Raw genomic sequence first — 22,353 nt, 5'->3', positions numbered from 1 at the left:
CTCGGCTGACCCAAGGAGGCACTTCCCGTGGCAGACCGCACACCCCCGCTCAGCGTCGAGGAGCTCCGTGCCCTCGTAGCGAGCGGAGAGATCGACACGGTAGTCCTGGCCTTCCCCGATATGCAGGGGCGGCTCCAGGGCAAGCGGTTCGCCGCCCGTTTCTTCCTCGACGACGTCCTGGAGCACGGCACGGAGGGGTGCAACTACCTCCTCGCCGTCGACACCGAGATGAACACCGTCGAGGGGTACGACATGTCCTCCTGGGACCGGGGCTACGGCGACTTCGCCATGCGCCCGGATCTCGCCACCCTGCGGCGCGTGCCGTGGAACGAGGGCACCGCCCTGCTCATCGCCGACCTCGTCTGGAACGACGGCTCGCCCGTGGTGGCCGCACCCCGGCAGATCCTGCGCAAGCAGCTCGACCGGCTCGCGGAACTCGGCTACACCGCCCAGGTCGGCACCGAGCTCGAGTTCATCGTCTTCAAGGACACCTACGAGCAGGCCTGGGACGCGCACTACCGGGGCCTGACGCCCGCCAACCAGTACAACATCGACTACTCGGTCCTCGGCACCGGCCGGATCGAGCCCCTGCTGCGCCGGATCCGCAACGAGATGCAGACGGCCGGCCTGACCGTCGAGTCCGCCAAGGGCGAGTGCAACCCGGGCCAGCACGAGATCGCCTTCAAGTACGACGAGGCCCTGGTCACCTGCGACCAGCACACCGTCTACAAGACCGGCGCCAAGGAGATCGCCTCCCAGGAAGGCGTCTCGCTCACCTTCATGGCGAAGTACAACGAGCGCGAGGGCAACTCCTGTCACATCCACCTCTCGCTCGCCGACCAGGACGGCACCAACGCGATGGCGGGTGACGGGCCCGGCGGTATGTCGGAGGTCATGCGGTACTTCCTCGCCGGCCAGCTGGCCGCGCTCCGGGACTTCTCGCTGCTGTACGCCCCGAACATCAACTCGTACAAGCGGTTCCAGCCCGGTTCCTTCGCGCCGACCGCCGTCGCGTGGGGCTACGACAACCGCACCTGTTCCCTGCGCGTCGTCGGCCACGGCCGCTCGATGCGCTTCGAGAACCGGCTGCCCGGCGGAGACGTCAACCCGCACCTGGCCGTCGCCGGCCTCGTCGCGGCCGGCCTGTACGGCATCGAGCAGAAGCTGGAACTGCCCGAGGCCTGCGCGGGCAACGCGTACGCCGCCGAGTACGCGCACGTTCCCACCACCCTGCGCGAGGCCGCCGAGCTCTGGGAGAACAGCCCGATCGCCCGGGCCGCCTTCGGTGACGAGGTCGTCGCGCACTACCGCAACATGGCCCGCGTGGAGCTGGCCGCCTTCGACGCCGCGGTGACCGACTGGGAGCTGCGCCGCTCCTTCGAACGCTTGTGAGGCATTTCTTGTCCGACCAGTCCGCCGACCAGTCCGCTGCCCAGCACGCCGGCCCGTCCGCCGGCCGCGATGCCGGCGAGCACGCGCTCCAGGTTCTCAATCCCGCGACCGAGGAGGTCATCGCCACCGTCCCGGCCGCCACCCCGCGGGACGTCGACGCGGCCGTCGTACGGGCCACGAAGGCCCAGGCCGGCTGGGCCGCGCTCGCGCCGGGCGAGCGGGCCCGGCTGCTGCGCCGCTTCGCGGCGACCGTGGACGCGCACGTCGAGGAACTGGCCCGGCTGGAGGTCCGCGAGGCCGGGCACGTCATCGGCAACGCCCGCTGGGAGGCGGGCAACGTCCGGGACCTGCTGGACTACGCGGCCGGCGGAGTGGAACGGCTGACCGGCCGCCAGATCCCGGTCCCGGGCGGTCTCGACGTCACGATCCTCGAACCGCTCGGCGTGGTCGGCGTCATCGCGCCCTGGAACTTCCCCCTGCCCATCGCGGCCTGGGGCACCGCCCCTGCCCTCGCCGCCGGCAACGCGGTGATCCTCAAGCCGGCCGAGACGACCCCCCTGACAGCGCTGCGCCTGGCCGAACTCGCCCTGGAGGCAGGCCTGCCCGAGCACCTCTTCCAGGTGCTCCCGGGGGCCGGCGCCGTCGCCGGCAACGCGCTGGTCGAACACCCCGGGGTCGCGAAGATCGTGTTCACCGGGTCAACGGCCGTGGGTAAACAGGTGTTGGCCAAGGGCTCGGCCCTGCTCAAGCGCGTCACGCTCGAACTCGGCGGCAAGAGCCCGAACATCATCTTCGCCGACGCCGACATCGAGGCCGCCGCCGCGGCCGCCCCGATGTCCTTCCTCGACAACTCCGGCCAGGACTGCTGCGCCCGCACCCGCATCCTCGTCCAGCGCTCGGTCCACGACCGGTTCCTCGAACTCCTCGCCCCGGCCCTCGAGTCCGTGGTCGTCGGCGACCCCGCCGACGAGCGGACCGGCATGGGCCCGCTGATCTCCCGGGTGCAGCTGGAGCGCGTACGGTCGTACGTCACCGATGACATCGAGGGCATCCGCGGCAAGGCCCCCGAAGGCCCCGGCTTCTGGTTCCCGCCGACCGTGCTCACCGGCGTCGCGCCCGGCGCGCGCGTGGCCGTCGAGGAGGTCTTCGGACCGGTCGCCGTCGTCCTCCCCTTCGAGGACGAGGCCGACGCCGTCCGGCTCGCCAACGCGACCGACTACGGCCTCGCCGGCTCCATCTGGACACGGGACGTCGGCCGGGCGCTGCGCGTCTCCCAGGCCGTCCGCGCCGGGAACCTGTCCGTCAACTCCCACTCCAGCGTCCGCTACTGGACCCCCTTCGGCGGCTTCAAACAGTCGGGGATCGGCCGTGAACTCGGCCCGGACGCGCTTGCCGCCTTCACCGAAACCAAGAACGTCTTCATCAGCACGGAGGGCCCCGCACAGTGACCGAGGACAACATCTGCCGTCGCCTCGTCGGCCGTACCGCCGTCATCACCGGTGCCGGCAGCGGCATCGGCCTCGCCACCGCACGCCGGCTCGCCTCCGAGGGCGCCCACGTCGTCGTCGGCGATGTCGACGAGACCCGCGGCAAGGCGGCCGCCGAAGAAGTCGGCGGGATCTTCGTCAAGGTCGACGTCACCGACCCCGAGGAGGTCGACGCGCTCTTCAGGACCGCGTACGAGACCTACGGATCGGTCGACATCGCCTTCAACAACGCCGGCATCTCGCCGCCCGACGACGACTCCATCCTGGAGACCGGCCTCGAGGCCTGGAAGCGGGTCCAGGAGGTCAACCTCACCTCCGTCTTCCTCTGCTGCAAGGCGGCCATCCCCTACATGCGGCAGCAGGGCAGGGGTTCCATCATCAACACGGCGTCCTTCGTGGCCCGGATGGGCGCGGCGACCTCCCAGATCTCGTACACCGCCTCCAAGGGCGGGGTGCTCGCCATGACGCGCGAGCTGGGCGTGCAGTTCGCCCGCGAGGGGATCCGGGTCAACGCGCTGTGCCCGGGGCCGGTGAACACCCCGCTCCTCCAGGAGCTGTTCGCCAAGGACCCGGAGCGGGCCGCGCGCCGGCTCGTGCACATCCCGGTCGGCCGGTTCGCCGAGGCCGACGAGATCGCGGCCGCGGTCGCCTTCCTGGCCAGTGACGACGCGTCCTTCGTGAACGCCACCGACTTCCTGGTGGACGGCGGAATCTCGGGCGCGTACGTCACGCCCCAGTAGGTCCTGGCGGTCGATCAGGTGTATGCACGTTCCATGCGATTCCGATCAGTCCTCGCGTGGACCACGGTCGCGGCCGCCGCCCTGGCGGCCGCGCCGACAGCTCCGGCCGCCGCGTCTTCGGCCGCGTCTTCGACCGCTTCTTCGGCCGTGTCTTCGAACTGCCCGCGCCTGTCCGGACATTGGTACGGCGACAACCGCGCCCACCTCCAGCAGGTCATCGACGAGCGGGGCAGCTGCGGCGGGCACGGAGGCAGCCGCCCGGTGGCCGCCTTCGACTGGGACAACACGGTCACCAAGAACGACGTCACCGACGCCACCATCTCCTGGGCCCTGCGGCACGACAAGATCCTTCGACCGGCGAGCTGGCAGGACACCAGCAAGTGGCTCACGGACGCGGCGGACACCGCCCTCACCGCGGCCTGCGGCACCGACGTACCGGTGGGAGCGCCCCTGCCGACCGCCACGAACACCCGCTGCACCGACGAGATCTTCGAGATCCGCGAGGACGGGACGACGATGAGCGGCGCCGCCGCCTTCGCCGGTGACTGGAACCACCGGCGCACCGTCCCGCAGTACGCCTGGGTGCCCCAGCTGTTCGCCGGGCACACGGTCGCCGAGCTGACCTCGTACACGAAGAAGGCGCGCGAGGAGGCGCTCGCGGCCCCCGTCGGCTCGACCCGGACCCTCGGCACCCACACCGTCCCCGGGTACGTCCGCTACTACGACCAGCAGCGCGATCTGATCCGCACGCTGCAACGGGCCGGATTCGACGTCTACATCGTCTCGGCGGGCTCCGAACCCGTCACCGAGGTCTGGTCGCGCGGCGTCGGCATCGACGCGGCGCACACGATCGCGATCCGCTCGGTCCTGGACCGGCACGGCCGGATCACCACCTGGAACCAGGGCTGCGGCGACGTACCGGTGAGCCAGGGCGAGGCCATCCCGTACATCGACGGCAAGCGCTGCTGGATCAACCAGGAGATCTACGGCGTCGAGGGCGCCGCGGCCTGGCAGAAGCAGGACCGGCGCCACCGGACGGCGATCGCGGGCGGCGACGCCGACACCGACGTGACCTTCGTCGGCGACGCCACCGGCGCGCACCTCGTCCTCAACCGGAACAAGAGCGAGGTCATGTGCCGGGCGTACGACGACGCCGACGGCCGCTGGGTGATCAACCCGATGTTCATCGAACCGCTCCCGCGGAAGACGGACCCCTACCCGTGCTCGACGACCGCCTACAACGAGCCGGACGGCGGCAAGGGGCCGGTCCGGCGGGCCGACGGTTCGGTGGTGCCCGACCAGCAGGACACCGTCCACTGAGCGCCGCCCGTCGAAGACCGCCCAGCGGACCCCGCCCGTTGAACACCGCTCGCCCGGCCGCGTGTACGGGGCTCGCGGGCACGTCCTAGAGTGCCGGGATGAGCATGACGCCCCCGCCCGGCTGGTACCGCGATCCGTCCTATCCGCTCGTCGAGCGCTGGTGGGACGGCACCGCGTGGACCGAGCACCGGCGTCAGCCGGAGGCGCCCGCACCGGCCGTGGCGCAGCCGCAGCCGGCCGGGAGCGGCTCGCGCCGCGCCAAGGCCGTCACCCTCACCGTGGCCGCGGTCGTCCTGGTCGCCGCGATCGTCACCGGAGCCGTCGTCGTCCTCGGCCAGGGCGACGGCGGGAGCGACGCGGCGGCCAAGGCGGCCTCCGCCACCCCGTCGGCGAGCGGGACCCGGTCGCCCTCGCCCACGGCCTCCGCGTCCGAACCGTCCGCCGACGACCCCTCCGTCGTCGTGGACGAACTCAACGGCATCACCCTGCCCCTGCCCGACGGCTGGACCAGAGCCGACCGGCTCGCCGAGGACGACCTCCTGATGGTCACGCCCGGCACCTACGACTGCCCCGGTGACCCCGGCCTGTGCCGTCACGGCAGGGTCTTCTCCAGCACGGTCACGTCGAACGACGAGAAGTCGCCCAAGGCCCTCGCGCAGAAGGACATCAAGGCCGCCGCGGACAGCGTGTACGACCGTGACGTCCTCGACAACCGCCCTTATCGCGGCATCACGTCCCACGAGGTCGTGAAGTCCGGCTCGGTCGCCGTCGGGGGCCGGGCCGGGTACTTCGTGCGCTGGCGCGTCAGGACCGGGGTCGGGCCCGGCGGTTACGTCGAGTCGCTGGCCTTCCCCGCCAGCACCGGCTCCCAGTCGCTGGTCATGGTGCGCTTCGCCTTCGACGCCGGTGCGGACGGGCCGTCGCTCTCCGACATGGACCGGATCACCAAGGGGATCCGGCCGGTGGACGACGCGGCCACGGGCGGGGGAGTGGGCAGCAGCATCGGCCCCGGCCAGTAGGCACCCGGCGGCCGTTGATCCGGGACGGCCGCTCAGAGGAAGGTCCGGCCCTCCCCGCGGTACGTCGGCACGGTCGCCGTCACGGAGTCGCCCTCCACCAGGTGCAGTTCCTCGAACCGCTCGCACAGTTCGCCCGCCTTGGCGTGCCGGAACCACACCTTGTCGCCGATCAGCAGATCGTCGGCGGGAGCGCCGAGCAGCGGCGTCTGCACCTCGCCGGGACCCTCCTGGGGGTCGTACTTCAGCCCCTCCGGGAGATACGGCACGGGGAGCCGGTCGGGGCCCGCGGCACCCGACGCCGGATAACCGCCGCCGAGCACCGTCACCACTCCGACCCCGGGCCGCCGGACCACCGGCTGGGCGAACAGGGCGGCCGGACGCCCGTCGAACGACGTGTAGTTGTCGAAGAGCCGCGGCACATAGAGCCCCGACCCGGCGGCGATCTCGGTAACCGCGTCCTCGGCCGCCGTGTGCTGCACGCTGCCCGTGCCGCCGCCGTTGACGAACTCCAGGCCGGGCGCGACGGCCCGCACCGCGCCCACCACGTCGGCCCGCCGCTCGGCGAGCTCCTTGCGGGCCGCGGCCTGCATCAGCCGGATGGCACGCGAACGCACGGGCCGGCCGGCGAGGGAGTCGCCCACACCGGCGATGTGCCCCTCGTACGCCATGATCCCGACGAGCCGGAAGCCGGGCCGACGTGTCACCGTGCGGGCCAGCTCGGCGACCTGGGCCGCCGAGTACAGCGGCGAGCGGCGGGCCCCGACCCGGACGCGCCCGCCGAGCAGCCGGAAGGACGTGTCCAACTCCAGGCACACCCGGACGACTTCGGTCCCGCCCTGCCGGGCCGCGTCGATCAGCGCGAGCTGGGCGGGGTCGTCGACCATGACGGTGACCGCGGCCGCGAGCTTGGGGTCGCCGGTCAGCTCGGCGAAGGCCTTGCGGTCGGCCGAGGGATAGGCGAGCAGGACGTCGTCGAAGCCGGAGCGGGCGAGCCAGATCGACTCGGCCAGCGTGAAGGACATGATGCCGGCGAAGCCGTCCCGGCCCAGGACCCGTTCAAGCAGGGCCCGGCAGCGTACGGATTTGCTGGCGACCCGGATCGGCTTCCCCGCGGCCCTGCGCACGAGATCGTCGGCGTTCGCGTCGAAGGCCTCCAGGTCCACGATCGCGACGGGGGCGTCGAGGTGAGCGGTGGCCCGGTCGTAGCGGGCCCGGTCTGCGGCGCGGACGGTCATGGAGGAAGCCTGCCAGACAGGATTACCGCAGGGTAGGGGGACGTTCCGGGCAGATGCCCCGGGCCCGTGGACTGGTTCCCGTCCGGCGCGTGTCAACCCGTAGAGTGACGCGCACGCAGGGAGGAACGCCCTTGCCCGGGCCGGTCACGGCCGGGGTGGCGGCGCGTCGGGACGGGTATGCGTGCCCGTGTCGGCCGGGTTCCTTCCCGCACGTGTGAAGCGACCCGCACGATCTCCGAGGCGGGCCGTTGGCCCGGTACGAGGGAACGGGGGGAGCCATGGGCACGGAAGCGCGCCGCGCCGGCATTCCTCCACGTCCGTCGTCTCCGCCCCGCCCGCCGGTACCCCCGGGTGAGGACTTCACGGCGGACGACACCCAGCCGCCCGGCAACCCGCCGCCCGGCACCCAGCCGAACGACACCCCGGCGCCGCCGGCCGGTCAGCGCTCCTCGCGCGAGCCGTCCGCCCCGCCGCTGCCGGCGTCCCGCCCGGACGTGCCGCGCCGTCCGGGGCTCGCACCGCCGCCGGCGTCCGCCACCGGAAACGCCCCAGCGAGGCCTCCGTACGCTCCATCCACCGCGCCGAGGTCTTCTCAGCGGGCGCCTGAGCAGCGTCCGCCGGCGCCGTCCTCGCGGGGGGCCGCGTCGACTCCGCCCCGACCGGGCACCCCGCCGGCGACGGGCGCCACCGGGAGCCGGCCCCCGGGGGGCGAGGGAGGTCCGGAGACCGGCGGTTTCTTCCGCCGCCCGGCGCCGGCGTCCGCCGCGGGTCCGCGCCGCACCGACGAGCGGCCGAAGCTGCCGCTGCACCCGGACCGCGGCACCACCCCGCCACCGCCACCCGCCTCGGCGCGGTTCCCGGACACGCCGCCCTCGGGCACGGCCCAGCAGACCACGGACGCCGGCCGCCGCGACTTCGGGCGCAACAGCACACCGACACGCCCCTCCGCGCCGCCGCGCCGCACCGACGGACCCGCGGAGTCCTTCGCCAGGCAGGCGCGCCCCGCCGCGCCGCCGCGTCCCACCGGCGTACCCGCCGAGTCCTTCGCCAGGCAGGCGCGCCCCGCCGCGCCCCCGCAACCCACCGGCGTACCCGCGGAGTCCTTCAGCGAGACCACCACGCGGCTGCGCCCGATCCGCGACGAGGAGTCCGGAGCGGGGGCGGCCCCGTCCCCGGAAGTCCCCTCGGCGCGACGTCCGGCCGACGCCGTATCTCCGTCGGGAACCACCACCGAGGGGCGTCCTTTCGTGTCGTTCGGGCAGCCCGAGAACCCCGGGATCTACGACGACACCGCCCGCCCGCCGGGCGGCCGGACCCGCCCGCGGATCGTCGCGGCCACCGTCTGCGTCGTCCTCGGGCTCGGGCTGATCGGCGGTGCGGCGACCGGAAGTTGGCTGACCGGGGACAGTGCGAGCGCCGCGGGCGCGGCCGGTGCCTTCGCGGCGTCGGGAAACCTGTGGCACAGCGTCCCCGTCGACCAGCTCTTCCCGCCCACGGTGAACGGAGAGGGCGCGGGACCCGGTGGCGCCGACCGCACCTGGACGCGGATCGCCGTCGCCTCCGACAGCGGCTGCACGGCCGCCTTCGACCCGCTGCTGCGCAAGGCCCTCGCCCCGGTCGGCTGTCTGCGGCTCCTGCGGGCCACCTACACGGACGCGACCCGCAGCCATGTCACCACCGTCGGGCTGCTGTTCACCAAGGCGGACGCGGCGGCGATGACCTCGCTGAAGACCCGTTTCCAGAAGGACGGCCTGGACCGGCGCACGGACCTGATGCCCCGCGGGTACGCCGCGAAGGGCACCGTCGCCGCCGGCTTCGGCGACGCCCAGCGCGCCTCCTGGACGGTGTCGGTCCTCACCGATGCCCCCGTCGTCGTCTACGCAGTGTCCGGCTTCGCCGACGGCCGGTCCGTCACGACGCCCGAACCCGCCGCGGACGCCGTGAAGTCCGGCGCCACTTCGTCCGTCGCCCAGGCCGGCCTCGGACACGAGGCCCAGGGCCTCGCCGACCGCATCGAGCGGAGCCTGCGCAAGACCGTCACCTCGGCCACGGAGAAGCCGTCATGACCCGCGAACGCCGAGGCACGAACGGTGCGGCCGGTACGTCAAGTGGCGCGTCCGGTACGTCAAGTGAGGCGTCCTGTACGCCAAGTGCCGTGTCCGGTACGTCAAGTGAGGCGTCCACTGCGTCAAGTGGCGTGGCCCGCAAGCCCGTTGGGCACCCGGGCGTGGTCCGCCGGTCGGGGCGGTTCCTCACCCTCCTCCTGGCCGGCTCCCTCGCGCTTCTGCCCGCGACCACCGCGCACGCCGACGGCATACGCGCCCAGCAATGGGCCCTCGACGCGATGCACACCGAGCAGGCCTGGCGCACCACCAAGGGCGCGGGCATCACCGTCGCAGTCCTCGACACCGGCGTCGACGACGAACACCCGGACCTGGCGGGCAACGTCCTGACCGGCAAGGACATGGTCGGCTTCGGGGCAACCCGCGGCGACCGCGCCTGGGCGCGGCACGGGACCGCGATGGCGGGCATCATCGCCGGTCACGGACACGGCGCGGGTGATGCCGACGGCGTGCTGGGCATCGCGCCCGAGGCGAAGATCCTTCCCGTCCGCGTCATCCTCGAAGACGGCGACTCGGCCCGCAGCAAGGCCCGCAACACCCGGGGCAACGCCCTCGCCGAGGGCATCCGCTGGGCCGCCGACCAGGGCGCCGACGTCATCAACCTCTCCCTCGGCGACGACTCCAAGTCCGCCCACCCCGAGCCCACCGAGGACGAAGCGGTCCAGTACGCCCTCAAGAAGGGCGCCGTCGTGGTCGCCTCGGCCGGCAACGGCGGGGAGAAGGGCGACCACATCTCGTACCCGGCCGCGTATCCGGGCGTGATCGCCGCGACCGCCGTCGACCGGTACGGCACCCGCGCCTCGTTCTCCACCCGCCGCTGGTACGCCACCGTCAGCGCCCCCGGCGTCGACGTCGTCATCGCCGACCCGGACGACAAGTACTACCAGGGCTGGGGCACCAGCGCGGCCTCCGCCTTCGTCTCCGGAGCCGTCGCCCTGATCAGGGCCGCCCACCCGGACCTGGCCCCCGCGCAGATCAAGCAACTCCTCGAGGACACGGCCCGCAACGCACCCAGCGGCGGCCGCGACGACTCCCGGGGCTTCGGCTTCATCGACCCCGCAGCGGCCATCGAGGAGGGCGGCCGGCTCAAGCCGCAGGGGCTGCACTCCGCGGCCTACGACCGGCGCTACTTCGGCTCGGGGCCCGACGCGGCCAAGGACGACGACGGCACGTCCGGCTGGATCGGCCCGGTCGCCGGGGGCCTCGGAGTGGTGCTGCTGGCCGCGGCGATCGCCCTGTGGCGCGGCCGCGCGGGATCACGCCGCTACAGCCTCTGACCTCCGGCGCGCCGCGCGCCGGCCGTAACGGGCGCAGGTGGCGCTCCAGTACGGGCGCACGCGGCGCTCCTGTACGGGCGTACGCCTTAGTCGCCCGAAGTCGAGAACGCCGAAACCGCCGCCTCGGCCGCCGACTCCACCAGCGAAATCCCCTTCGCCTTGGTCGTGTTGCCGTGGGACAGCGCCGCCACCAGGTAGTCGTGGCCGTCGACGGTGACGCGCCCGATGCTGTTGATGTCCCACAGCCCGGTCGAACTCCGTGCCAGCCAGCCGTTCTTCAGGGCCCAGCCGGTGCCGGAGTCCGTGGCCGCCGCCGAGACACCCCAGTGCTGGTCCTCGACTATCCGGCTCATCAGCCCCTGCAGATACGTCCGCGAGGCCGCGCTCAGCTTCGAGTCGTCCCCGAACACCTGCCGCAGCAGGGTGAGCTGATCGGCCGCCGTGGTCTGCGTCAGCCCCCACAGCGCGCCGTCCCCGCCGGCCGTGCCGGTCAGCCCGAAGCGCTTGTTCGCGGCGTCGAGACCGTCCGCCTCGCCGATCGCGGTCCACAGCGCCGTCGCGGAGTCGTTGTCGCTGTTCTCGATCATCGCGGTGGCGTACGACCGTTCCTGTGCCGTGAGGTGCCGGTCCGCGTCCTGCGCCTGGAGCAGCAGCGTCGCCAGGATGTCGACCTTGACGATGCTCGCCGTGTCGAAGGTGCCCTCGCCGTACCCGGCGCTCTCGCCGGAGTCCGGATCGAACACCGACACGGCCACGTCGGCGCCGTCCTCCACGGTCACCGACGCCATCGCCCCGGCCAGCAGCGCGTCCCGGTCCACGGTCGGTCTCACCACAGGTTCCACCGAGCTCTCCTCGCTCGCCGAGGCCGACGTGGAAGGCGACGCCGACGACGATACGGGGCCGTCGTCGGCGTGCGCCTGTGCCTTCACATACGCGGTCCCCGCCGCCGTACCGCCCACGATCACGGCGGAGGCCACGGCCGTGTAGAGGAGCGGCCGGAGCCGGGACGAACGGGCACGGGCGCGGCGGCGGTGGGTTCTGTCGGACTCCATGCACGTGATGCTGGGTGCCGGGCCTGTGCGCGCCGTTAGACGAATGTTAGAGCTGTGTCAGGGAAAGCTGAGAAACCCGTGAGCGGCGTGAACGCCAGGTTTCCGGGCCCGCAGAAGCACAGCAGCATCCCCCCGATAGGGTCGGTGACCGTGGCGAACAAGAACATTCCCGACTCCGGCTTCCCCGACGACGACGGTTCCGCCGATCCCCGGCTCAGCGCGGCGCTCGCGGCCTGGGCCGAGGACCGCACCGCGGTGTCCCCGGTCCTGGAGGCGCTCAAGGGGGCCCGGCTGCTGGTCCCCGTGGTGGCCGTCCTCGGCGAGGCCGAGGTGGACGAGCGGGGGCTGCGCCACGAGAAGACCAGCGACATGGCGGTCCCGACCCTGAAGGCCGGCGGCCGTACCGCCCTGCCCGCCTTCACGTCCACCCAGTCGCTCGCCCGCTGGGACCCCGAGGCCCGCCCGGTCGCCGTACCGCTGCACCAGGCCCTGCAGGCCGCCGCGCACGAGAAGGCGGACACGCTCGTGCTGGACCTGGCGGGACCGGTGCCCTACGAGCTGACCGGACCCGCGCTGCTCGCCCTCGCCGAGGGGCGGACGAGCACGGATCCGCTGAGCGACCCGGCCGTCACGGCGGCCGTCCGCGCGGCCGTCGCCGCCGAGCCCGCCGTCCTGAGCGCCCACCTCGGCCCCGGCCGGGCGGACGGCACCCTGGCCCTCGTACTGAGCCCGGCCGCCACCCCCGCGGAGACGGCCCGGGCGGTCGCCGAGCGGCTGGCCGCCGACGAAACACTGAGGGCCCGCCTGGTGCGCGGCCTCGACCTGGCACTGCTGCCGGCCGAGGCGACGCCTCCCGGCGAGCCCCTGTACGTACGAGACGTGTGAATCAGCTACGTACGAGAGGTGTGCATCAGCCGTAGACCGGACCCGTGTACTTCTCGCCGGGGCCCTGACCCGGCTCGTCCGGGACGATCGAGGCCTCGCGGAACGCCAGCTGCAGCGACTTCAGACCGTCGCGCAGCGGTGCCGCGTGGAAGGAGCTGATCTCGGTGGCGCTGGCGTCGAGCAGCCCGGCGAGCGCGTGCACCAGCTTGCGCGCCTCGTCCAGGTCCTTGTGCTCCTCGCCCTCCTCCGTCAGACCGAGCTTCACCGCGGCGGCGCTCATCAGGTTGACGGCGACCGTCACGATCACCTCGACCGCGGGGACCTCGGCGATGTCGCGGGTCATGGTGTCGAAGTCGGGGTTCTGGGGAGGGGTGTCACTCATGGCTGCCACGATAGGTCCCACGCGCGCGTGGGACCTACTCGGCCCCGGCCGGGCCCGCCCGGCGGCCCTGGCCCGCCTCGGTTAGGCCTTCCCGGCCCGAGCTGCTAACCTTGTGTTACGACCGGTCGGACACGCCATGAGCTGTGCGGTGTGCCCGGCCCACAAGTGGAGGCTCCGATCTCCCACCTGACTGTCCTCCGGGACGGCGGGTCACCCCGGTCAGGCGGCCACCATCGTTCCGTACGGACGATGGAGTCGCCCGAAAGTGCGCCCCGCGGTTGACCGCGGCGGTGCTCCGGTAGTCCTTGGAGCCCCGCCTGTGTCCCGTCCGGGGCATTTTTCATGTCCCCAGACGGTTGGTCCCACTGTCATCAGAGACATACGCGGCCGTCCGCCAGACTGCCGTGTGGTGCTACCGAGGAGGATCCATCAGCACCGAGCCCCGCATCAACGACCGGATTCGCGTCCCCGAAGTGCGACTTGTCGGTCCCAGCGGCGAGCAGGTCGGGATTGTCCCGCTTGCCAAGGCCCTGGAGCTTGCTCAGGAGTACGACCTCGACCTGGTCGAGGTGGCCGCGAGCGCGCGTCCGCCGGTCTGCAAGCTCATGGACTACGGGAAGTTCAAGTACGAGTCGGCCATGAAGGCCCGTGAGGCGCGCAAGAACCAGGCGCACACGGTCATCAAGGAAATGAAGCTCCGGCCGAAGATCGACCCGCACGACTACGACACCAAAAAGGGTCACGTCGTGCGGTTCCTCAAGCAGGGCGACAAGGTCAAGATCACGATCATGTTCCGTGGTCGCGAGCAGTCCAGGCCGGAGCTCGGCTACCGACTGCTGCAGCGTCTCGCCACGGACGTCGAGGACCTCGGGTTCATCGAGTCGAACCCGAAGCAGGACGGCCGGAACATGATCATGGTTCTCGGTCCGCACAAGAAGAAGACCGAGGCCATGGCCGAGGCTCGTGAGGCCCAGGCGGCCCGCAAGGCCGAAGCGAAGGCCAACCCCGGCAAGTCGCAGAACGCCCATGAGAGCGACATCGACGGCGAGGACATTGCCGACGACGTCGAGACCGTCGAGGCGCCGGCCGAGGCTTCCGCCGAGGCCTGATCCCAGGGTGAGGGCCCCGGGATGCCCAGGACGCGAGTCCAGGGAGTCCCGGGACACCAGTCCAGGGATGTCAACCGATACGTATGACGTTCCACCGTGCCCGGTTTCACGACCGGGCACCGGAACGCCACTGACGAGGAGAGAACGGCGCTATGCCGAAGAACAAGTCGCACAGCGGTGCCAGCAAGCGCTTCAAGATCACCGGCTCCGGCAAGGTGCTCCGTGAGCGCGCCGGCAAGCGCCACCTGCTCGAGCACAAGTCGTCCCGCCTGACGCGCCGCCTCACCGGCAACGCCGAGATGGCCCCGGGCGACGCCAAGAAGATCAAGAAGCTTCTCGGCAAGTGACGTCGGGCGCGCCCTCGCGCCCGACCTCTGACCGGGACCCAATCGATTTCGGGTCGTGTGAGTCCCACCACGGCCCCGCTACAAGGAGTTAACAAGTGGCACGCGTCAAGCGGGCAGTCAACGCCCACAAGAAGCGCCGGGCGATCCTCGAGGCGGCCTCCGGCTACCGCGGTCAGCGTTCGCGCCTGTACCGCAAGGCCAAGGAGCAGGTCACCCACTCCCTGGTCTACAACTACAACGACCGCAAGAAGCGCAAGGGCGACTTCCGTCGGCTGTGGATCCAGCGCATCAACGCCGCTGCCCGCGCCAACGGCATCACCTACAACCGCTTCATCCAGGGTCTGAACGCGGCGAACATCGAGGTCGACCGCAAGATCCTCGCGGAGCTGGCCGTCAACGACGCCAACGCGTTCGCCGCGCTCGTCGAGGTCGCCCAGAAGGCGCTGCCCTCGGACGTCAACGCGCCGAAGGCCGCGTGACGCTCGCGCTGGCTTGAGCCGGATGTGACATGGACCCGCAGGCCCTGACGGCCTGCGGGTCCAGTGCGTTCGCCCGGTTCCGCGCCCGCGCCCGGCCGGGCGTTCGGCCCCTGGCCGGGCGGGCGCCTCTTCCCGCGCGTGACGGACCACCGCCCCCACTGCACTCCCGAAGGTGACCCCATGCCCTCAGCCGCCCCCGAGCTGATCTCCCCCCGCTCGCCCCGCGTGTCCGCCGCGCGGCGGCTCGCCCGGCGGAACTTCCGGGGCAAGGAGCGGCTGTTCCTCACCGAGGGGCCGCAGGCCGTACGGGAGGCTGCCGCGCACCGGGGAACCGGCGACGCCACCCTCGTCGAGCTCTTCGCAACGGTGGAGGCCGCCGAGCGGTACGCCGACATCGTGGGCGAGGCCCGGGACGCGGGCGCGCGCGTGCACCTCGCGGCCGAGGACGTGATCGCCGACATCTCCACGACCGTGACCCCGCAGGGCCTGGTCGGGGTCTGCCGGTTCCTGGACACCCCGTTCGAGGAGATCCTCGCGGCACGGCCCAAGCTGGTCGCCGTACTCGCGCATGTCCGGGACCCCGGGAACGCGGGAACCGTGCTGCGGTGTGCGGACGCGGCCGGCGCCGACGCCGTCGTCCTGACCGACGCCTCCGTCGACCTCTACAACCCCAAGGCCGTACGGGCGTCCGTCGGCTCGCTGTTCCACCTGCCCGTGGCCGTGGGCGTGCCCGTCGAACTGGCCGTACAGGGCCTCAAGGACGCCGGGGTGCGGATCCTCGCCGCCGACGGAGCGGGGGAGGACGACCTCGACGACGAGCTCGACCAGGGGACCATGGGCGGCCCCACCGCCTGGGTGTTCGGGAACGAGGCCTGGGGGCTCCCGGAGGAGACCCGTGCGCTGGCCGACGCCGTCGTGCGCGTCCCGATCCACGGAAGGGCCGAGAGTCTGAACCTGGCGACGGCCGCAGCCGTATGTCTCTATGCGTCCGCCCGTGCACAGCGCGCCTCCGGAGGGTGCCGCTCCGTCACCGAGAGCTAGTAGGGTGACGGGCTCGGGGGCCCACTGCGCCAGACGAGAGGTGGGGTACGGGGATGGGTGTCGGCACGAGGAGAGCACTCGGCGCACGGGAGGTACGCGGCACGCCCGCGGCCCGGCACGGTGAACTCGCGACACTCGGAGCCGAGCCGGCCATCGACCCGGACGACCTGCCCGACGGACTCGTCGTCGCCGACGAGCGCGGCCGCGTGGTCTGCTTCAACGCCGCGGCCGCCCGGATCACGGCCGTGCCCGCCGCCGACGCCCTCGGGCGTCAGCTGGAGTGGGCCCTGCCCCTGGAAGACCTCGAAGGCCGCCGCTGGTGGCAGCTGACCGACCCGTACGGCGGGCTCGCGATCCGGGTCGGCCAGCCCGAGCGGAATCTGCTGCTCCCCGGGGGGCGGGAGGTGCTCGTCTCCGCGCGGTACGTCCGCGTCCGCCCCACCGGCCCGATCCGCCGCGTCGTCGTCTCGCTGCGCGACACCGAGGCCCGCCGGCGCACCGAGCGCAGCCACGCCGAGCTGATCGCCATCGTCGCCCACGAACTGCGCTCCCCGCTCACCTCCGTCAAGGGCTTCACGGCGACCCTGCTCGCCAAGTGGGAGCGGTTCACCGACGACCAGAAGAAGCTGATGCTGGAGACGGTCGACGCGGACGCCGACCGCGTCACGCGGCTGATCGCCGAGCTCCTCGACATCTCGCGCATCGACTCCGGGCGCCTGGAAGTGCGCCGCCAGCCCGTCGACATCGGCGCCGCCGTCGGGCGCCACATCCAGGCGTACGTCGCCGCGGGCCAGCCGGCCGACCGCTTCCTGCTCCGTATCGAGCAGCCACTGCCCGCGCTGTGGGCCGACCCCGACAAGGTCGACCAGGTGCTCAGCAACCTCCTCGAAAATGCCGTGCGCCACGGCGAGGGAACGGTCACCATTGACGTCACGCCCTCGGCGTCCCCGCGCGAAGGGGAGGACGCCTGCACGTCGGTCACCGTGAGCGACGAGGGCACCGGCATCCCGGAGGAGTCCATGAACCGCGTCTTCACCCGCTTCTGGCGGGGCAGCAAGCGCGGCGGCACCGGGCTCGGGCTCTACATCGTCAAGGGCATCGTCGAGGCCCACGGCGGCGGCATCACGGTCGGCCGCGCCCCCGGCGGCGGCGCCGAGTTCCGATTTACGTTGCCCGTGGGCACCCCGGCGTACCTGCTGTAACGCCGAAGAGGCCCCACGGGCGCACACCACAGGAGCCACCCCTCGGACTGCGCGTCCGAGGCGGGCCCGCACCCCGTTAGACTCGGCCTTTGGCACCTTTGCGTCCCCGTTTCAGGGACGACACGTCCCCCGAGTCGGGACGGGGACCCTCAGCCAGCCAACCGGAAGCACGGGAAGAGATGTCGGCACCGAATAAGTCGTACGACCCTGTAGAGGTCGAGGCCTTGAAACCGGAAGAGATCGAGCGCATGCGGGACGAGGCGCTCGCCGCCTTCGCGGCCGCCGGTGACCTCGACGCGCTCCAGGAGGCCAAGGTCGCCCACACCGGCGGCACCTCGCCGCTGGCCCTCGCCAACCGCGAGATCGGCGCCCTGCCCCCGCACGCCAAGGCAGCCGCCGGCAAGCTGGTCGGCCAGGCCCGCGGCGCCGTGAACAAGGCCCTCGCCGCCCGCCAGGGTGAGCTGGAGGCCGAGCGCGACGCGCGCGTGCTGGTCGAGGAGGCGGTGGACGTCACGCTGCCGTACGACCGCGTGCCGGCCGGCGCCCGGCACCCGCTGACCACGTTCATGGAGCGGGTCGCGGACGTCTTCGTGTCCATGGGGTACGAGATCGCCGAGGGCCCCGAGGCCGAGGCGGAGTGGTTCAACTTCGACGCCCTCAACTTCACCCCGGACCACCCGGCCCGGCAGATGCAGGACACCTTCTTCGTCCAGGGCCCGAAGGGCACCGAGGGCGACGAGTCCGGTGTCGTGCTGCGCACCCACACCTCACCGGTGCAGGCCCGCGCCATGCTCGACCGCGAGCCCCCGGTCTACATCGTCTGTCCGGGCCGTGTGTACCGCACGGACGAGCTGGACGCCACGCACACCCCGGTCTTCCACCAGATCGAGCTGCTGGCCGTCGACGAGGGCCTCACCATGGCCGACCTCAAGGGCACCCTGGACCACATGGTCCAGTCGCTCTTCGGTGCGGAGATGAAGACCCGGCTGCGCCCGAACTACTTCCCCTTCACCGAGCCGTCCGCCGAGATGGACATGCTCTGCTACGTCTGCAAGGGCGAGTCCGTCGGCAACCCCGACCGCCCCTGCCGTACCTGCTCCTCCGAGGGCTGGATCGAGCTCGGCGGCTGCGGCATGGTCAACCCGCGGGTGCTCACGGCCTGCGGCGTGGACCCCGAGAAGTACAGCGGATTCGCCTTCGGGTTCGGCATCGAGCGGATGCTGATGTTCCGCCACAACGTCGAAGACATGCGAGACATGGTCGAGGGTGACGTCCGGTTCACCCGGCCGTTCGGGATGGAGATCTGATGCGGGTCCCGCTTTCTTGGCTGCGGGAGTACGTCGACCTGCCGGCGACGGAGACCGGGCGTGACGTCCAGGAGCAGCTCATCTCGGTCGGCCTCGAGGTCGAGACCGTAGAGCAGCTCGGCGACGGCCTCAAGGGCCCGCTCGTGGTGGGCAAGGTCCTCACCATCGAGGAGCTGGAGGGCTTCAAGAAGCCGATCCGCTTCTGCACCGTCGACGTCGGCCAGGCCAACGGCACCGGTGAGCCCCAGGAGATCGTCTGCGGCGCCCGCAACTTCGCGGTCGGCGACAAGGTCGTCGTGGTCCTGCCCGGCGCGGTCCTGCCCGGCGGCTTCGCGATCGCCGCGCGCAAGACGTACGGCAAGACCTCGCACGGCATGATCTGCTCCGCCGACGAGCTGGGCATGGGCGACGACGGTACGCACGGCATCATCGTGCTGCCGCCGGAGCACGAGGTCGGCAGCGACGCCATCGAGCTGCTCGAACTCGTCGACGAGGTCCTCGACATCGCCGTCACGCCCGACCGCGGCTACGCCCTGTCGATCCGCGGTGTGGCCCGTGAGACCGCCATCGCCTACGGTCTGCCGCTGCGCGACCCGGCGCTGCTCGACGTACCGGCCCCGAACGCGTTCGGCTACCCGGTCCAGGTCTCCGAGCCGCACGGCTGCGACCGCTTCACCGCCCGCACGGTGACCGGCCTCGACCCCGAGGCGCACTCCCCGATCTGGCTGCGGCGCCGCCTCCAGAAGGCGGGCATGCGCCCGATCTCGCTGGCCGTCGACATCACCAACTACGTGATGCTGGAGCTGGGCCAGCCCCTGCACGCCTACGACCGCTCCCGTGTCCAGGGCACGATCGGCGTGCGCCGGGCCGAGCAGGGCGAGAAGCTCACCACCCTCGACGGCGTCGCGCGCACGCTGGACGCCGAGGACCTGGTGATCACCGACGACCGCGGAGCCATCGGCCTCGCGGGCGTGATGGGCGGCGCCAACACCGAGATCGACGACACCGAGGGCACCACCACCGAGGTCGTCATCGAGGCCGCCCACTTCGACGCGCTCTCCATCGCGCGTACGGCCCGCCGGCACAAGCTGGCCTCCGAGGCGTCCAAGCGCTTCGAGCGCGGTGTCGACCCGCAGGCCGCGTCCGCCGCGGCCCAGCGCACGGTCGACCTGCTGGTCCTCCTCGCCGGTGGCACGGCGGAGGCGGGTGTCACCGAGGTGATCGCCCCCTCGGCACCGCACACCATCACCATCCCGGCCGACCACCCGGACAAGGTGGCAGGCGTCGAGTACGGCCGCGAGACCGTCGTACGCCGTCTCCAGCAGGTCGGCTGCGACGTGTACGGGCAGGACGAGCTGATCGTCACCGTCCCGTCCTGGCGGCCCGACCTGACCGACCCGAACGACCTGGCCGAAGAGGTCATCCGTCTTGAGGGCTACGAGAACCTGCCCTCCACGCTGCCCAAGCCCCCCGCGGGCCGGGGCCTGACCGACCGGCAGCGGCTGCACCGCAGGATCGGCCGCGCGCTGGCCGGTGCCGGATACGTCGAGGCGCCGAACTACCCGTTCATCGGCGAGCCCGTCTTCGACCAGCTGGGCCTTGCCGCCGACGACCCGAAGCGCAGGGTCGTCAAGCTGGTCAACCCGCTCTCCGACGAGGAGCCCGCGCTCCGCACGACGCTGCTGCCGGGCCTGCTCGGCGCGCTGCGCCGCAACGACGGGCGCGGCAGCCACGACCTGGCGCTCTTCGAGACCGGGCTGGTCTTCCACCCGCGCGAGGAGCTGAAGGTCGCCGTACGGCTCCCCGTCGACCGGCGCCCGACCGAGGCGGAGGTCGCCTCCCTCACCGAGGCCCTCCCCGTCCAGCCCCGGCACGCCGCCGTCGTCCTCGCGGGCGCCCGCGAGCAGGCCGGCTGGTGGGGCAAGGGCCGGCCCGCGGACTGGGCCGACGCCATCGAGGCCGCGCGCGCCCTGGCCCGCGAGGCGGGGACCGAACTCCTCGTCCGCGGCGGCCAGTACGGGCCGTGGCACCCGGGTCGCTGCGCCGAACTGGCCGTCGTCGTCGACGGTGCGGAGCAGGTCATCGGGTACGCCGGTGAGCTGCACCCCGGTGTCCTGAAGACCCTGGGTCTGCCCGCGCGGACCTGCGCGATGGAGCTGGACCTGGACGCGCTGGAGCAGGCGAGTGCCGGCGTCCCCAAGGGCCCGCACATCTCGACCTTCCCGGTCGCCACCCAGGACGTCGCGCTGGTCGTCGACAAGTCCGTGCCGCACGCGGACGTCGAGGCGGCGCTGCGTGCCGGCGCGGGTGAACTCCTGGAGTCCATCCGGCTGTTCGACGTCTACGAGAGCGAGCAGCTCGGCGAGGGCAGCAAGTCGCTGGCCTACGCGCTGCGCTTCCGCGCTCTTGACCGCACCCTGACCGTCGACGAGGCCTCCGCGGCCCGCGACGCGGCCGTCGCGCTGGCGGCCGAGCGCACCGGAGCGGTGTTGCGCGGGGCGTAGCGCACCCGCGGAAACCCAGGTGAGGGGCCCCTTCGGAGACCGAAGGGGCCCCTCACTCGTTCGGGTGACAAGTCCGGGCGATCTGGCCCGTTCGGGGCATGCGGTCGACAGAATCGGACCGGCCCAGGGGGTACGAGACGGTGCTCCGGGCGGCAGTTCTGCGAAGTCAGGGCCTAATGGGGGGCCATCGGCATGATCCGTATCAAGGCTGGGGTTCCCTGCAGGGCGTGGCCCCGAGCACATCCCCGCGGGAGGATCGGGGCCGTCGTGGCCCGGGGGATCCCCCGCGGCCGACGCAAGGACCCCCGGCGTTTCCGGCGGGCGCTCGCGACAGGGCTGCCCGCCGTCTGGGGCGCGACCGCTGTCACGTACAAGATGGCCTGTCCGCTCGCGCAGCAGAACGGGCTCGGTGCCCGGATCGTCACCAGCGCCGTCTTCTTCGCGGTGGGGTCAGGGCTGCTGCTCCACGTCAGAAGGACGCTGGCGCGCGAGCTGCGGCAGATGCGCAAGGTCGCGGGCGCCGCCCAGAACGTGCTGCTGCGGCCGCTGCCGCCGCGGATCGACGGGCTGAACATCGCCGCCGCGCAGCTCTCCGCCGAACGGGGCGCCCTGGTCGGCGGAGATCTGTACGAGGTGATCGCCACCGAACACGGCGTGCGGGTCGTGATGGGGGATGTCCGTGGCCACGGCCTCGGTGCCCTCGGGACCGTCGCCGCCGTCCTCGGCAGCTTTCGCGAGGCCGCGCATGACGAGCCCGAACTCGGCTGTGTTCTCAGGAGACTTGAGCGTGCGCTGGGCCGGCATCTGCGCGAGCGGGCCCGGGCCGAGCATCCCTCGGCGGGACTGAACCCGGACAGCGCCGTCGCCGAGGAGTTCGTCACCGTACTGCTGCTGGAGATCGGCCGGGACGGTGCGGTGCGCGCTCTCAACTGCGGGCATCCGTGGCCGTATCTGCTCAGCGGCTCCCGGGTCGAACCGCTCTCCCGCGCCGAACCCCTCCCTCCGCTCGGCCCCTTCCCGCTGCCGGCCGAGCTGCGCACCACCAGCGGGGGCCGTCTGCTGCCCGGCGAGGCGCTGTTCCTGTACACGGACGGTGCCGAGGACGCACGGGACGGCCGTGGCCGGTTCTTTCCGCTGCCCGCGGCGCTGACCGAGGCCCTCCGTGAGCATCCGGTGGTCCTGCCCCAGGCCGTTCTGAGGTCCGTCTTCGCCGCGCTGCTGCGCCACACCCGGGGCGCGCCCGCGGACGACATCGCCTTGCTCGTGCTGCGCAACGACCGCAGGACACCCGTCCCTTCGGCCGCGCGGGACAGTGGCCCGTGCGGTTCCGTCGCGGGGGGGGGGGGGGGGGGGGGGGCCGGGCCGCCCCCCCCCCCCCCCCGGGTGTGTACCGCGGGGACCGCCGCGCCCGCGGGGACGGCGGCGACGGCGGGGGCCGGCGCGCCCGCCGGG

Annotated in this window: 18 protein-coding genes and 1 pseudogene; 16 read left to right on the top strand and 3 right to left on the bottom strand. The window is 72.4% G+C overall.

From position 1 onward, the window contains the following. The first annotated feature begins 27 nt into the window (after positions 1 to 27). The 5 genes from ACFVYF_RS22685 to ACFVYF_RS22665 all read left to right on the top strand — a co-directional run bounded on the left by ACFVYF_RS22685 (position 28) and on the right by ACFVYF_RS22665 (position 5,958). Positions 28 to 1,392, top strand: coding sequence for a glutamine synthetase family protein (locus ACFVYF_RS22685; protein ID WP_389457900.1), 1,365 nt, complete (start codon positions 28 to 30; stop codon positions 1,390 to 1,392). Beyond that, complete coding sequence (locus tag ACFVYF_RS22680; protein WP_389458045.1) at positions 1,359 to 2,840, top strand: aldehyde dehydrogenase family protein; 1,482 nt, start codon at positions 1,359 to 1,361, stop codon at positions 2,838 to 2,840. Before ACFVYF_RS22685 ends, ACFVYF_RS22680 begins: the two co-directional genes overlap by 34 nt. Then, positions 2,837 to 3,619, top strand: a complete 783-nt coding sequence (locus ACFVYF_RS22675) for a 3-oxoacyl-ACP reductase (protein WP_389457898.1) — start codon at positions 2,837 to 2,839, stop codon at positions 3,617 to 3,619. Before ACFVYF_RS22680 ends, ACFVYF_RS22675 begins: the two co-directional genes overlap by 4 nt. A 33-nt stretch (positions 3,620 to 3,652) precedes the next feature. Next, complete coding sequence (locus ACFVYF_RS22670; RefSeq protein WP_389457897.1) at positions 3,653 to 4,939, top strand: haloacid dehalogenase-like hydrolase; 1,287 nt, start codon at positions 3,653 to 3,655, stop codon at positions 4,937 to 4,939. Between the two features lie 98 nt (positions 4,940 to 5,037). After that, a complete protein-coding gene (locus ACFVYF_RS22665; RefSeq protein ID WP_389457895.1) occupies positions 5,038 to 5,958 on the top strand; it encodes a DUF2510 domain-containing protein in 921 nt (306 codons plus the stop codon). A gap of 32 nt (positions 5,959 to 5,990) precedes the next feature. Here ACFVYF_RS22665 and ACFVYF_RS22660 read toward each other — a convergent pair whose 3' ends face one another. After that, on the bottom strand, positions 5,991 to 7,193 hold the full coding sequence (locus ACFVYF_RS22660) for an amino acid deaminase/aldolase (protein ID WP_389457893.1): 1,203 nt from the start codon (positions 7,191 to 7,193) through the stop codon (positions 5,991 to 5,993). A gap of 278 nt (positions 7,194 to 7,471) precedes the next feature. On the opposite strand from ACFVYF_RS22660, the gene ACFVYF_RS22655 reads away from it, so the two are divergent. After that, positions 7,472 to 9,259, top strand: coding sequence for a hypothetical protein (locus ACFVYF_RS22655; protein ID WP_389457891.1), 1,788 nt, complete (start codon positions 7,472 to 7,474; stop codon positions 9,257 to 9,259). Between the two features lie 131 nt (positions 9,260 to 9,390). Then, entirely contained in the window at positions 9,391 to 10,593 is a 1,203-nt protein-coding gene (gene mycP, locus ACFVYF_RS22650) for a type VII secretion-associated serine protease mycosin (RefSeq protein ID WP_389457889.1), read from the top strand. Between the two features lie 86 nt (positions 10,594 to 10,679). On the opposite strand, the gene ACFVYF_RS22645 is transcribed toward mycP, so the two are convergent. Continuing rightward, positions 10,680 to 11,645, bottom strand: coding sequence for a hypothetical protein (locus tag ACFVYF_RS22645; protein WP_389457887.1), 966 nt, complete (start codon positions 11,643 to 11,645; stop codon positions 10,680 to 10,682). 150 nt (positions 11,646 to 11,795) lie between these two features. Here ACFVYF_RS22645 and ACFVYF_RS22640 point away from each other — a divergent pair, with 150 nt between their 5' ends. Beyond that, positions 11,796 to 12,530, top strand: coding sequence for an SseB family protein (locus tag ACFVYF_RS22640; RefSeq protein ID WP_389457886.1), 735 nt, complete (start codon positions 11,796 to 11,798; stop codon positions 12,528 to 12,530). Between the two features lie 25 nt (positions 12,531 to 12,555). Here the strand turns inward: ACFVYF_RS22640 and ACFVYF_RS22635 are convergent, their stop codons facing one another. Beyond that, positions 12,556 to 12,912: a DUF1844 domain-containing protein gene (locus ACFVYF_RS22635; protein WP_389457884.1), complete on the bottom strand. Its 357-nt coding sequence runs from the start codon at positions 12,910 to 12,912 to the stop codon at positions 12,556 to 12,558. A 404-nt stretch (positions 12,913 to 13,316) separates the two neighbouring features. Here ACFVYF_RS22635 and infC point away from each other — a divergent pair, with 404 nt between their 5' ends. The 8 genes and pseudogenes from infC to ACFVYF_RS22595 all read left to right on the top strand — a co-directional run. Next, on the top strand, positions 13,317 to 14,021 hold the full coding sequence (infC, locus tag ACFVYF_RS22630; RefSeq protein WP_389457882.1) for a translation initiation factor IF-3: 705 nt from the start codon (positions 13,317 to 13,319) through the stop codon (positions 14,019 to 14,021). A 152-nt stretch (positions 14,022 to 14,173) separates the two neighbouring features. Then, the gene (gene rpmI, locus ACFVYF_RS22625) at positions 14,174 to 14,368 is read left to right on the top strand and encodes a 50S ribosomal protein L35 (RefSeq protein ID WP_003947156.1); all 195 of its coding nucleotides are present in this window, start codon (positions 14,174 to 14,176) and stop codon (positions 14,366 to 14,368) included. 95 nt (positions 14,369 to 14,463) lie between these two features. After that, entirely contained in the window at positions 14,464 to 14,847 is a 384-nt protein-coding gene (rplT, locus tag ACFVYF_RS22620) for a 50S ribosomal protein L20 (protein WP_266504458.1), read from the top strand. Between the two features lie 180 nt (positions 14,848 to 15,027). After that, on the top strand, positions 15,028 to 15,888 hold the full coding sequence (locus tag ACFVYF_RS22615; protein WP_389457880.1) for a TrmH family RNA methyltransferase: 861 nt from the start codon (positions 15,028 to 15,030) through the stop codon (positions 15,886 to 15,888). Positions 15,889 to 15,941: 53 nt separating this feature from the next. Next, a complete protein-coding gene (locus tag ACFVYF_RS22610) occupies positions 15,942 to 17,090 on the top strand; it encodes an ATP-binding protein (RefSeq protein WP_389457878.1) in 1,149 nt (382 codons plus the stop codon). Positions 17,091 to 17,269: 179 nt separating this feature from the next. Then, positions 17,270 to 18,397 carry a phenylalanine--tRNA ligase subunit alpha gene (gene pheS / locus ACFVYF_RS22605; RefSeq protein ID WP_389457876.1) on the top strand — a complete coding sequence of 376 codons (1,128 nt, stop codon included), beginning with the start codon at positions 17,270 to 17,272 and terminating at the stop codon, positions 18,395 to 18,397. Next, positions 18,397 to 20,901, top strand: a complete 2,505-nt coding sequence (gene pheT / locus ACFVYF_RS22600; protein ID WP_389457874.1) for a phenylalanine--tRNA ligase subunit beta — start codon at positions 18,397 to 18,399, stop codon at positions 20,899 to 20,901. Before pheS ends, pheT begins: the two co-directional genes overlap by 1 nt. Before the next feature lie 375 nt (positions 20,902 to 21,276). After that, a pseudogene (locus ACFVYF_RS22595) lies at positions 21,277 to 22,209 on the top strand (PP2C family protein-serine/threonine phosphatase); the annotation flags it as partial. Positions 22,210 to 22,353 lie beyond the last annotated feature (144 nt).

It is taken from the genome of Streptomyces sp. NPDC058274 (assembly GCF_042881375.1).
In the GTDB taxonomy this organism is placed as follows: Bacteria; Actinomycetota; Actinomycetes; order Streptomycetales; family Streptomycetaceae; genus Streptomyces.
Note: the sequence above shows the minus strand (reverse complement) of the source record. Positions and strands in the feature narration are given on the sequence as shown.